We start from the raw sequence: 13,122 nt of genomic DNA, 5'->3' as shown, positions 1-13,122 counted from the left end.
AACGAACAGGCAGGCTATTCATCAACCTGCCACTTGCGGGGTGTGCGCCATCAAGCCGCCTCTTTGCCCACCTCAGGCAATGGCGCCTCGGTCGGGGTATAGACCATGACCTCCAGCACATCGGAATGGAACTCCCGACGATACAACACCAGCACCACGCCGGCGCTCATCAACATGAACAACCAGGGGCTGACAAACCAGGCGAGCATGGTCATGCCGAAGTAATAGGAGCGCAAACCGAAGTTGAACTGGTTGGCCGCCATCGAGATCACTCGCGCCGCCCGTGCGGCAAACGCCTTGCGCTCCTGCTCGGAAACATGACGCTCCCCCACCATGGGTGCCGACCCCACCAGGATCGCGGCAAAGTTGTACTGGCGCATGCACCAACTGAACGTGAAGAAGGCATAGACGAACACCAGCGCCAGGCACAGGAGCTTGATTTCCGACATCCCCTGGGAGGCCTGCTGGACCATCGGAATGTCCGCCAGCAACGACACCGCCCGCTCGGACGCCCCCAGCACCGTGAGAATACCGGCGAGGATAATCAGCGTACTGGAAGCGAAAAACGAGGCATTGCGCTCCAGGTTGCCGATCACACTGGCGTCGGCGATGCGGTTGTCACGCAGCAGCATGCGGCGCATCCAGTCTTCGCGGTACAAGTGCAGTACGCTGGCCAGGCACGCGGTGTCACGGCCCTTCCACGATGCATAGCGGGTGTAGCCGCCCCAGCAGATGGCAAACCAGAGCGCGGCGATAAGGTGAATCAGGTTGGCGTGGATGAACGACATGCATGTCCCTGAATGGTGTGGACTAAAGGAAAAAACGGTATGCGAGGCGATCGCGCGATATCACGGTTGCGCAAATTCAACGACTGATCCTTCCGCGCAGTGCACAAGTACAGCTTCGACGCCCTCCCGAGAAAAAAGGCACGCGGCACACCCACAATCGCGCCATCGCCAGCCACATGCTCAATCAAACAAGCATCACGAACTACAGTGTGTGCCAGCACTGAAGGGATGCATTCAGACTATGAACTACATCAGATCAATAGCTGTCACTTCTAACAGCTATTCATGTAACTCAACGCCGAGTAAGTTGAGATAGGCTCCCGAGTCATGGGCCTCTCGGGAATTCCATTCATTTTACGATAGCGAGAATGATCATGTCCGATCGCAAAATTGATCCCATCCAAGAGGGGTTTGACCCTGAGTTCGCAGAGAACGGCGTAGCCTTCGACTTTGTGCCTGGCAGTTCGCCGCTAACCATAGTCGGGATAAGGGCTAACGGAGAAATACTCCTCGTAGGGTCTGTCAACAGCGAAGGAACGCAGAAGTTTCTGCTTGCTCAGTTACGTAAAGATGGCAGTCCAGATAGGGATTTCGGAATCAATGGCATCGTGACAGGAAGCTTTCGTGATCAAACCAGCCTGTCAGTCGTCGGGGCCCATCTGCTTCAGGAAGGAAAAATCCTGCTGATAGGTGATCGTATTGGAGGAGCATCGCAGCTGGCCTTCGCCAGATTTCTTGCTGACGGCTCTCCTGACAGCAACTATGGAGATAACGGAGTTGTTTTCCCCTCCCCTTATTCTTTGGATGAAACCGAACCTTCAGATACGCCTGAAAATATGAGCAACACCCCGACATCCAAAACGGCGATTGGACCGAACGGGGAAGTCATAATGAAAAACGGACCCGGATTTGACTTCAATATCCGCGTGTATAGCCGTGACGGACAGCCAGTTTCCAAATTTAGAATCTACCCGAGCTTCGGCAACGCGCTAGACGTATCAGACGCTGGCTTCATTACCGTTGTCGGAATGGATGCGGCCAGGTATGGAAACATTGCCCGTTATGACATGACGGGCACGCTTGATAGCAGTTTCAGAGAAGGAGGTTCCTTTCGCTACAAGGTCGGTGAGGGAGAAACATCTTTAAACGCTCTACTGCTACACGATGACGGCAGCTTTTTTATTGCCGGGCACATGGACCCCGCTACGGATGGTTCGCAGACCAGAGCCAGGGGCATACTCGCGGCGTTCAACCGTGATGGCACACCCAATCAGGCTTTCAACCGGGGCGAGCCGGTAATTAGCGAATTCCCATCCGGTCAAACCTGTCGATGGCATGCCATCGCTGAAACCCCTGACCATAAACTCGTTGTCGCAGGCTCCACTGGCCTCCCCGGCAGCGAACGCTCCCTTATCGCTCGCTATACAATGCAAGGGGAACTCGATACCTCGTTTGGTGATAATGGAAACGGATACCGAGTAACAGCGATTGGAAGCACTCGCGAACAATGGCTATCGGTGCTGGTGCAACCAGACCATAAACCGATTGCGTCCGGTGACTGCACTTACAAGGGCTCCCAGGCAACGGTCGTGCGCTATCGAGAGTAACAGGGTCGTATCGCCCCCTTTTGGCGCCACTCGCCCATAAAAAATGCCCCGTATCGATTGATACGGGGCATTTCGGTCTTTAGCGCATCCCGCTTGTGGCGGGTGTCGCAGATTACGCCAGGGCTTCGCTGCGCTTGCCCAGCATACGGTCACAAGCGACCGCGACCACCAGGGTGAAGACGCACGGCACCAGCCACGCCAGGCCTTGCTCAGCCAGCGGCAGATGCGCCAGTTGGGTCGGCAGCCAGTCAGCCAGGCCCGCACCCTTGAGTGCGTCGATCAAGCCGAAGATGAACGACACCAGCATCACTGGCCCGACAATGCGGCCCTGCTCCAGCCAGAAATCTTTGCAGAAGCTCAAGGCCACCAGCACGATGCACGGCGGGTAGATAGCAGTCAGTACCGGGATCGAGAACGCAATCAGCTTGGTCAGGCCCAGGTTAGACACCACCAGCGAGAACGCCGCCAGGATCACCACCAGTGTCTTATAGGACAGCGGCAGCACTCGGCTGAAGTACTCGGCGCAGGCACAGGTCAGGCCGACCGCGGTGACCAGGCACGCCAGGGAGATCAGCACGGCCAGGAAACCGCTGCCCAGGGAACCGAAGGTGTGTTGCACATAAGCATGCAGTACCGCCGCGCCGTTGGCCGCGCCGGCTGCCACTTCATGGCTGCCCGAGCCGAGACGGAACAGGCTCACATACACCAGCACCAGGCCGACGCCGGCAATCAGTCCGGCGATGATCGCGTATCGGGTGATCAAGGCCGGGGACTCGACGCCACGGGAACGAATGGCGTTGACGATGACGATGCCGAATACCAGCGCGCCCAGGGTATCCATGGTCAGGTAACCATTGATGAACCCCTGGGAGAACGGCGCCGCGATGTATTCGGGTGTTGCCTGACCAACGTCACCCGCCGGCAACATGAATGCCGCGATACCGAGGACGGCCAGTGCGATGATCTTCAACGGCGCCAGGAAACGGCCGACCGTATCCAGCAGACGACCCGGGTACAGCGAGATGAAGAACACCACCAGGAAATACACCGCACTGTAGAGGAACAGCGCCAGCGGACTTTCACCGGTCAGCGGTGCCAGGCCCACTTCGAAGGACACCGTAGCAGTACGCGGCGTGGCGAACAGCGGCCCCACGGCCAGGTAGCAAGCGGCAGCCAGCACACCACCGGCGATTTTGCCGATCGGGCTGCTCAAGGCGTCCATGGCGCCGCCGACCTTGGCCAGTGCGATCACGGTGACCACCGGCAAACCCACCGCGGTGATCAGAAAGCCCAGCGCCGCCATCCAGACATGAGGTCCGGACTGCAAACCGACGATAGGCGGGAAGATGATGTTGCCAGCCCCGACGAACAGGGCAAACGTCATAAAACCAAGTGCCAGAATGTCCTGGCCTTTCAACACTTTCATTAAGGAAATACCACACTACTGAATCGGAATTTAGAGAGGGATTTCCCTGATGGGTGAGGGAAATGCTGCCGGTCCGTTTGGGACTGACCTGTTTAGCGCGCAGCAACCTTGTGGGCCGCAATCGCAAAATGGCGGCTAGCCTAACGAATTTGTCCGACAAACGCACTATTTGAGGGCGAACTATCCGATATGCGACATTATTCTGTCGCGTTTACATATCTATATTTCACCTCTGCCCCCCGTGGCGAGGGAGCTTGCTCCCGCTGGGCTGCGAAGCGGTCCCGATTCAGGCGACTCTATTCTTTCAGGTGATCCGCGCTCTCTGGTTTTGCGCCTGCTCCGCAGGCGAGCGGGAGCAAGCTCCCTCGCCACAAGAACTGGATATTTTCCGCAATGCCACAAACGACAAAGGCCACCCGAAGGTGGCCTTTGTTTGGTGAAGCGTCAGATAAGCGCGAGGCTTACTTGATTGCCCAACCGGTCAGCTCGGACAAAGCCTTGCCGATGTCTGCCAGCGAACGCACGGTTTTAACGCCTGCGTCTTCCAGGGCAGCAAACTTCTCGTCTGCAGTGCCTTTGCCGCCAGAGATGATTGCGCCAGCATGGCCCATGCGCTTGCCCGCAGGGGCAGTCACACCAGCGATGTAGGAAACAACCGGCTTGGTCACGTGTGCCTTGATGTAGGCAGCCGCTTCTTCTTCAGCCGAACCGCCGATCTCACCGATCATCACGATCGCTTCGGTCTTCGGGTCTTCCTGGAACAGTTTCAGGATGTCGATGAAGTTCGAACCCGGGATCGGGTCACCGCCGATGCCGACGCAAGTCGACTGACCGAAACCGGCGTCAGTGGTCTGCTTCACAGCTTCGTAGGTCAGGGTGCCGGAACGGGAAACGATACCGACTTTGCCTGGCAAGTGAATGTGACCTGGCATGATGCCGATCTTGCATTCGCCTGGAGTGATCACGCCTGGGCAGTTAGGGCCGATCAGGATCACGCCCAGCTCGTCGCACTTGACCTTGGCATCCAGCATGTCCAGGGTAGGAATGCCTTCGGTGATGCACACGATCAGCTTGATGCCGCCGAAGGCAGCTTCCAGGATCGAGTCCTTGCAGAAAGGAGCCGGAACGTAGATCACGCTGGCGGTGGCGCCAGTGGCAGCTACAGCGTCTTTCACGGTGTTGAACACTGGCAGGCCCAGGTGCTCGGTGCCGCCTTTGCCCGGAGTTACGCCACCCACCATCTTGGTGCCGTATTCGATGGCTTGCTGGGTGTGGAAACTACCTTGCGAACCGGTAATACCCTGGCAGATAACTTTGGTGTCTTTATTGATCAGGACGCTCATTATTTGCCCTCCGCAGCTTTAACAACTTGTTGAGCAGCGTCGGTCAGGCTGGTAGCAGCGATGATGTTCAAACCGCTTTCTGCCAGTACTTTAGCGCCCAGCTCAGCGTTGTTGCCTTCAAGGCGAACAACAACCGGGATTTTCACGCCGACTTCTTTCACCGCGCCGATGATGCCTTCGGCAATCATGTCGCAACGAACGATGCCGCCGAAGATGTTGACCAGTACTGCAGCGACGTTAGTGTCGGACAGGATGATCTTGAACGCTTCGGTAACGCGTTCTTTGGTAGCACCGCCGCCCACGTCGAGGAAGTTGGCTGGTTTGCCGCCATGCAGGTTGACGATGTCCATGGTACCCATCGCCAGGCCAGCACCGTTGACCATGCAACCGATGTTGCCTTCCAGCGCTACGTAGTTCAGTTCGAACTTGGCAGCGTGCGCTTCGCGCGGATCGTCTTGCGACGGATCGTGGAAAGTCTTCAGCTTAGGCTGACGGTACATCGCGTTGGCGTCGATGTTGATCTTGGCGTCCAGGCAGTGCAGATCGCCGTCAGCCTTGATCACCAGCGGGTTCACTTCCAGCAGAGCCAGGTCGTGATCCTTGAACAGCTTGGCCAGACCTACGAAGATCTTGGCGAACTGAGCAACTTGCTTGCCTTCCAGGCCCAGCTGGAATGCCAGCTCGCGACCCTGGAATGGCTGAGCGCCAACCAGTGGATCGATAGTGGCCTTGAGGATTTTCTCAGGGGTGTCGTGAGCGATTTTCTCGATATCCACGCCACCTTCGGTGGAAGCCATGAACACGATGCGACGGCTCGAACGGTCAACGACAGCGCCCAGGTACAGCTCTTTAGCGATATCAGTGCACGATTCAACCAGGATCTTGGTGACTGGCTGACCATTGGCATCAGTCTGGTAAGTCACCAGACGCTTGCCCAACCACTGTTGAGCGAATGCCTTAGCGTCTTCTTTGCTGCGAACCAGCTTGACGCCGCCCGCTTTACCGCGACCACCGGCGTGGACCTGGGCTTTGACAACCCACTCGCTGCCGCCGATTTTGTCGCAAGCTTCTGCTGCTGCTTCCGGGGTGTCTACCGCGTAACCGGTCGATACTGGCAGGCCGTATTCAGCGAACAGCTGCTTACCCTGATACTCGTGAAGATTCATGCTTATTACCGTCTTCGTTAGGTACTGCGCATTCGGTGCTGCACTTGTTCAAGTGCCGCACCACCTTTGACTGCTGCTTGCGTAGCTGAGCTACGCAAGACTGCGTCCAGCGGATATTCCGCGGTGAGTCTTGCGTGCAAGGCTCACGACGGGCCATTCCGCCGTGGTTTCTTATTGTCTTAACGCTTCTTGCGGTTGGCGATGTGAATGGCGCCGCCATTCACGGCCAAAGCTGCTTCGTGCAAGGCTTCGGACAGGGTCGGATGGGAGAAGACCATCATGCCCAGGTCTTCGGCGCTGGTGCCGAATTCCATGCCGATTGCGCCCTGCTGGACCAGTTCTGCTGCGCTCGGGCCAATTACGTGGACGCCCAATACGCGATCAGTCTTGGCGTCGGCGATGACTTTGACGAAACCGCCGGTATCGTTGGCTGCCATGGCACGGCCAGAGGCTGCGAACGGGAAAGTGCCGACGTTAACTTCAACGCCTTCAGCTTTCAAGGCCTGCTCGGTTTTACCGACCCATGCAATTTCCGGGTGAGTATAAATAACCGAAGGGATCAGGTCATAGTTCATCTGGGCTTTGTGGCCCTTGATGCGCTCGACAACCATGATGCCCTCTTCCGAGGCCTTGTGAGCCAGCATCATGCCGCGAACCACGTCGCCGATCGCGAAAACGCCCGGTACGGTGGTCGCGCAGTGATCGTCAACGTGCACGAAACCGCGCTCGTCGAGGGTCACGCCGCAGTCAGCGGCCAGCAGATCGGTGGTCACCGGACGGCGACCAACGGCTACGATCAGCTTGTCGAAGGTGATGGTCTGTTCGCCTTTGGCGTCGGTGTAGGTCACGACAACTTCTTCGCCGTTGACTTTGGAACCGGTGACCCGCGCGCCCAGCTTGATGTCCAGACCTTGCTTGGTCAGGGTTTTCAGTGCTTCTTTGGAAACAGCGGTGTCGGCAGCCATCAGGAAGGTGTCCAGGGCTTCCAGGACAGTCACTTCAGCGCCCAGACGGGACCATACCGAACCCAGTTCCAGGCCGATCACGCCAGCGCCGATCACGCCCAGACGTTTTGGAACCGATTGGAATTCCAGGGCGCCAGTGGAGTCGACGATCACATTCTGGTCAACCGGAGCTGGCGGAATGTCGATCGGACGCGAGCCCGGAGCGAGGATGACGTTTTCGGCTTCGATGACTTCAACCGAGCCGTCTGGCTTGGTGACTTCGACTTTCTTGCCGGCCAGCAGCTTGCCGTGACCCTGGATCGAGGTCACACCGTTGGCTTTGAACAGGGTCGCAACGCCAGAGGTCAGGCCTTTGACGATGTTGGCCTTGCGGCCGACCATGGCCGGTACGTCCATGGTCACGCCAGCGTGGTTGATACCGTGGATCGCGAAGCCGTCCTGGGCTTCGTGGAACTTCCAGGAGCTGTCCAGCAGCGCCTTGGATGGAATGCAGCCGACGTTCAGGCAGGTACCGCCGAGGGCCAGCTTGCCTTCCTTGTCGGTGTATTTCTCGATGCAGGCGGTCGTAAGACCCAGCTGCGCGGCCTTGATGGCAGCTACGTAGCCGCCAGGGCCCGCGCCGATCACTACTACGTCAAATTTCTGCGACATTCAAAAAATCCTCTTTAGCGAAAAGCTTCAAGCCGCAAGCTTCAAGCGGGGCTGCCTTTTCTTGCAGCCTGTAGCTTGAAGCTCGCAACTGCTTCTATCAGATATCCAGCAACAGACGAGCCGGGTCTTCCAGCAGGTTCTTGATGGTCACCAGGAAAGTCACAGCTTCTTTGCCGTCGATCAAACGGTGATCGTAGGACAGAGCCAGGTACATCATCGGACGGATAACGACCTGACCGTTGATCGCCATAGGACGCTGCAGGATGTTGTGCATGCCCAGGATAGCCGCCTGTGGCGGGTTGACGATCGGAGTCGACATCATCGAACCGAAAGTACCACCGTTGGTGATGGTGAACGTACCACCGGTCATTTCGTCCATCGACAGCTTGCCGTCGCGCGCCTTCTTGCCGAAGGTGGCGATGCCGCCTTCGATTTCAGCCAGGCTCATCAGTTCGGCGTTACGCAGAACCGGTACAACCAGACCGCGGTCGCTGGAAACTGCAACGCCGACGTCAGCGTAGCCGTGGTAAACGATGTCGCTGCCGTCGATCGAGGCGTTGACAGCCGGGAAGCGTTTCAGCGCTTCGGTGGCCGCTTTCACGAAGAACGACATGAAGCCCAGGCGTACGCCGTTGTGGGACTTCTCGAACAGGTCCTTGTACTTCGAACGCAGGGCCATGACTTCAGTCATGTCGACTTCGTTGAACGTGGTCAGCATCGCCATGTTCGACTGAGCTTCAACCAGACGCTTGGCAACGGTAGCGCGAACGCGGGTCATCGGAACACGCTTCTCGATGCGGTCGCCAGCGGCGAACACAGGAGCGGCGGCAGCAGGTGCGGCAGCCTTGGCAGGCGCGGCAGCCGGTGCGGCTTTCTTGGCGGCAACGGCAGCGACTACGTCTTCCTTGGTCACGCGACCGCCTTTGCCGGTACCGGCAACGGAAGCGATGTTGATGCCGTTTTCTTCAGCCAGCTTGCGAGCAGCTGGTGCAGCAACAGGATCGTCTTCGCCAGCAGCGGCCGGAGCAGCAGCCTGTGCGGCAGCAGCTGGAGCAGCGGCTGGAGCGGCAGCAACGCCGCCCGCTTCGATGGAGCCCAGGACTTCGTCCGACAGAACGGTTTCGCCTTCGTTCTTGACGATAGCGCCCAACACGCCGTCGGCGGTCGCCAACACTTCCAGTACGACTTTATCGGTTTCGATGTCGACGATCAGGTCGTCGCGCTTGACCGCGTCGCCCGGTTGCTTGTGCCAGGTGGCAACGGTGCCATCGGCAACCGATTCCGGGAAAGTGGGGGCTTTGATCTCGATAGCCATTGTCTGTGGTTCCTTAAATTCGGTTTCAGGTGCGCGAAGGCGTTAAACAGTAAAGGCGTCTTGCAGCAGTTTTTCCTGCTGCTCAGCGTGCATCGATGCATAACCACAAGCAGGTGCAGCAGAAGCCTCACGGCCCGCGTACTCAAGTACGAGAGACTTGATGTGATTGCCTACGATGCGGCGCATGTGGTGTTGGCTGCAGTACCAGGCACCCTGGTTCATCGGCTCTTCCTGACACCAAACGATATGTTTGAGGTTGGTATAAGGAGCCAGGACTTCGTTCAAGTCGTCCTCAGGGAATGGGTACAGCTGCTCGATACGCACGACGGCGATATCGTCACGACCTTCGGCACGGCGTTTTTCCAACAGGTCGTAGTAGACCTTGCCGCTACACAGAACGATGCGCTCGACCTTTTTCGGATCCTGAGCATCGATTTCCGGGATAACGGTCTGGAACGAACCTTCGGCCAGATCTTCCAGAGTCGAGATGGCCAGCTTGTGACGCAACAGCGACTTCGGCGTCAGTACGATCAATGGCTTGCGCAGCGGGCGAATCACCTGACGACGCAGCAAGTGGTAGATCTGAGCCGGCGTAGTCGGTACGGCTACCTGAATGTTGTGCTCGGCGCACAGTTGCAGGTAACGCTCCAGACGAGCCGAGGAGTGCTCAGGCCCCTGACCTTCGTAACCGTGCGGCAACAACATGGTCAGACCGCATAGACGGCCCCACTTGTGTTCGCCACTGGTGATGAACTGATCGATAACGACCTGGGCACCGTTGGCGAAGTCGCCGAACTGGGCTTCCCAGATCACCAGTGCGTCAGGCGTAGTGGTCGAGTAACCGTATTCGAACGCCAGTACGGCTTCTTCGGACAGGAACGAATCGTACAGGTCGAAACGTGGCTGGCCTTCGTACAGGTTTTGCAGCGGGATGTAGGTCCCTGCATCTTTCTGGTTGTGCAAGACAGCGTGACGGTGCGAGAACGTACCGCGACCGATGTCCTGACCCGTCATGCGGATCGGGTGACCTTCGAACGCCAGGGTCGCGTACGCCATGGTTTCGGCGTAACCCCAGTTGATCGGCAGGCCGCCGGCTTGCATCTTCTGACGGTCTTCGTAGATTTTCGCAACCTGGCGCTGAACCACGAAGCCTTCTGGAATTTCCAGCAGCTTGGCGGACAGTTCCTGCAGGGTCTTGAGTTCGAAGCGAGTGTCGTGACGCGCAGTCCAGGCATGGCCCAGATACGGACGCCAGTCCACGAACAGCTCTTTGTTCGGCTCTTTAACCAGGCTTTTTACAACATGCAGGCCGTTGTCCAGTGCGTTGCGGTATTCGTCGATTTTCGACTGCACACGCTCCGCGTCCAGCACACCGCCTTGAGTCAGGCGATCGGCATACAGCTCACGGGTGGTGCGCTGTTTGGTGATCTGCTGATACATGATCGGCTGGGTGCCGCTTGGCTCGTCGGCCTCGTTGTGGCCGCGACGACGGTAGCAGACCAGGTCGATCACCACGTCACGCTTGAACTGCATGCGGTAGTCGATGGCCAACTGGGTCACGAACAATACGGCTTCCGGATCATCGCCATTCACATGGAGGATCGGCGCCTGGATCATTTTCGCAACGTCGGTAGCGTACTCGGTGGAACGCGAGTCCAGCGGGTTGCTGATGGTGAAACCGACCTGGTTGTTGATCACGATGTGCACGGTACCGCCGGTTTTGAAACCGCGGGTCTGCGACATCTGGAAGGTTTCCATGACCACGCCTTGACCTGCGAATGCAGCGTCACCGTGGATGGAGATCGGCAGAACCTTCTCACCGGTTGGGTCGTTGCGACGATCCTGACGGGCGCGAACCGAACCCTCGACCACCGGGGAAACGATTTCCAGGTGGGACGGGTTGAACGCCATGGCCAGGTGAACTTCACCGCCGCTGGTCATCACGTTGGACGAGAAGCCCTGGTGGTATTTAACGTCACCGGAACCCAACTCGACCTTCTTCTTGCCTTCGAACTCGTCGAACAGCTCGCGCGGGTTCTTGCCGAAGGTGTTGACCAGCACGTTCAGACGGCCACGGTGGGCCATGCCGATAACGATTTCCTTGGTGCCGTAGGAACCGGAACGCTGGATCAGCTCGTCGAGCATCGGAATCAGGCTTTCGCCGCCTTCCAGACCGAAACGCTTGGTGCCCGGGTATTTGGTACCCAGGTATTTTTCCAGGCCTTCGCCGGCGGTCACGCGCTCGAGCAAGTGGCTCTTGATGTCCGCCGAGTAGGTCGGACGGCCACGCACGCTTTCCAGACGCTGCTGGAACCACTGGCGCTGCTCGGAATCGGTGATATGCGTGAATTCAGCGCCGATGGTGCGGCAATATGTCTGCTGCAACGCTTCGTGAATTTCGCGTAGGCTCGCTTCCTCTTTGCCGATGAACAGGTCGCCGGCACGGAAGGTCGTATCAAGATCGGCATTGGTCAAGCCGTAATGATTGATCGACAGGTCTGCAGGTGCAGGACGCTGCCACAGCCCCAGCGGGTCAAGCTGGGCTGCCTGGTGGCCACGCATACGGTAGGCCTGGATCAACCGCAGCACTTCAACTTGCTTCTTCTCGTGCTCACTGCTCACGCTGCCGGCGGAAACCGGTTGGGCGCGGCGCTGGTTCTTTGCCAGCAGCACGAAATGGTCGCGAATTGTCGAGTGCGAAACATCGATGGCAGAGTTGCCGTCTGTCGGCAACTTCTGAAAGTAGGTGCGCCACTCTTCTGGCACAGCGTTAGGGTCGTGCAGGTAGAGCTCGTAGAGCTCTTCCACATAGGCAGCGTTACTACCGGATAGGTAGGCGCTGTTCCACATGCGCTGCATCACGCTTTCTTGCATGCTTGGTCACCCTCGGTTAGGGGAACACCACCGGCGAAGACACCGAGCAAACTTGCAGAAGTCCGAGTGCAGCGACCAAAACAAGCCACTTAGGATCACGCTGATAGTCCGGGTACCAGCCCGGATGCCCCTGCTTGTCTCATTTCTTCAAAATAAGAGCCGCAGCCTTATAAGCTGCTGCTCTGGTTATAGCTACGACGCGGGTTGAAGCCCGCGCCTTAGCCTCTACGGGTACAGCGGTACTACATTTACAACAACCGGGTACAACAGCTGAATCACACGCCGCTTTGCAGAAGCATGTTACGGATGTGACCGATGGCCTTAGTCGGGTTCAGGCCTTTCGGACATACGTTGACGCAGTTCATGATCCCGCGGCAGCGGAATACGCTGAACGGATCATCCAGCGAAGCCAGACGCTCGGACGTCTTGGTGTCGCGGCTGTCTGCCAGGAAGCGGTAGGCTTGCAGCAGGGCAGCTGGACCCAGGAACTTGTCCGGGTTCCACCAGAAGGACGGGCACGAGGTCGAGCAGCAAGCGCACAGGATGCACTCGTACAGACCGTCGAGCTTTTCACGCTCTTCAGGGGACTGCAGACGCTCGATGGCCGGAGCCGGCGTATCGTTCTGCAGGTAAGGCTTAACCTTTTCGTATTGCTTGTAGAAGATGCTCATATCGACGACCAGGTCACGGATAACCGGCAAACCTGGCAGAGGACGAACGATCAACTTGTTACCTTTTACGACAGCAGACAGCGGCGTGACGCAGGCCAGGCCGTTTTTGCCGTTGATGTTCATGCCGTCGGAACCGCAAACACCTTCACGGCAAGAGCGACGATAGGAGAAACCCTCGTCCTGCTCTTTGATCAGGGCCAGGACGTCCAGCACCATCAGGTCTTTACCACCGGTATCGACCTGGAATTCCTGCATGAACGGCGCGGCGTCCTGATCAGGGTTGTAACGATAAACGCTGACTTTCAACATGGCGGCC

The 13,122-nt window shown here is 57.9% G+C and carries 9 protein-coding genes; 1 reads left to right on the top strand and 8 read right to left on the bottom strand.

What is annotated here, in order from left to right:
* Positions 1–50: 50 nt before the first annotated feature.
* Positions 51–788 carry a DUF599 domain-containing protein gene (locus tag CKW25_RS08535; protein ID WP_095078743.1) on the bottom strand — a complete coding sequence of 246 codons (738 nt, stop codon included), beginning with the start codon at positions 786–788 and terminating at the stop codon, positions 51–53.
* Positions 789–1,162: 374 nt separating this feature from the next.
* Here CKW25_RS08535 and CKW25_RS08530 point away from each other — a divergent pair, with 374 nt between their 5' ends.
* Positions 1,163–2,395 carry a hypothetical protein gene (locus CKW25_RS08530; RefSeq protein ID WP_172736462.1) on the top strand — a complete coding sequence of 411 codons (1,233 nt, stop codon included), beginning with the start codon at positions 1,163–1,165 and terminating at the stop codon, positions 2,393–2,395.
* A gap of 112 nt (positions 2,396–2,507) precedes the next feature.
* Here the strand turns inward: CKW25_RS08530 and brnQ are convergent, their stop codons facing one another.
* The 7 genes from brnQ to CKW25_RS08495 form a co-directional block, all read right to left on the bottom strand.
* Complete coding sequence (gene brnQ, locus CKW25_RS08525; protein WP_095078741.1) at positions 2,508–3,821, bottom strand: branched-chain amino acid transport system II carrier protein; 1,314 nt, start codon at positions 3,819–3,821, stop codon at positions 2,508–2,510.
* A 461-nt stretch (positions 3,822–4,282) separates the two neighbouring features.
* Positions 4,283–5,164 (bottom strand): succinate--CoA ligase subunit alpha, encoded by an 882-nt coding sequence (gene sucD / locus CKW25_RS08520; RefSeq protein ID WP_095078740.1) that lies wholly within the window; start codon positions 5,162–5,164, stop codon positions 4,283–4,285.
* A complete protein-coding gene (sucC, locus tag CKW25_RS08515) occupies positions 5,164–6,330 on the bottom strand; it encodes an ADP-forming succinate--CoA ligase subunit beta (RefSeq protein ID WP_007919879.1) in 1,167 nt (388 codons plus the stop codon). Before sucC ends, sucD begins: the two co-directional genes overlap by 1 nt.
* Before the next feature lie 179 nt (positions 6,331–6,509).
* Positions 6,510–7,946: a dihydrolipoyl dehydrogenase gene (lpdA, locus tag CKW25_RS08510; protein ID WP_095078739.1), complete on the bottom strand. Its 1,437-nt coding sequence runs from the start codon at positions 7,944–7,946 to the stop codon at positions 6,510–6,512.
* A 97-nt stretch (positions 7,947–8,043) separates the two neighbouring features.
* Entirely contained in the window at positions 8,044–9,261 is a 1,218-nt protein-coding gene (odhB, locus tag CKW25_RS08505) for a 2-oxoglutarate dehydrogenase complex dihydrolipoyllysine-residue succinyltransferase (protein ID WP_095078738.1), read from the bottom strand.
* Between the two features lie 42 nt (positions 9,262–9,303).
* Positions 9,304–12,135, bottom strand: coding sequence for a 2-oxoglutarate dehydrogenase E1 component (locus tag CKW25_RS08500; protein ID WP_095078737.1), 2,832 nt, complete (start codon positions 12,133–12,135; stop codon positions 9,304–9,306).
* A gap of 275 nt (positions 12,136–12,410) precedes the next feature.
* Positions 12,411–13,115 (bottom strand): succinate dehydrogenase iron-sulfur subunit, encoded by a 705-nt coding sequence (locus CKW25_RS08495; protein ID WP_095078947.1) that lies wholly within the window; start codon positions 13,113–13,115, stop codon positions 12,411–12,413.
* Positions 13,116–13,122: the final 7 nt, after the last annotated feature.

It is taken from the genome of Pseudomonas sp. Irchel s3h17, from assembly GCF_900187505.1.
Taxonomy (GTDB): domain Bacteria; phylum Pseudomonadota; class Gammaproteobacteria; order Pseudomonadales; family Pseudomonadaceae; genus Aquipseudomonas.
The sequence above is the reverse complement of the archived record's forward strand: the minus strand, read 5'-3'. Positions and strand labels throughout refer to the sequence as shown.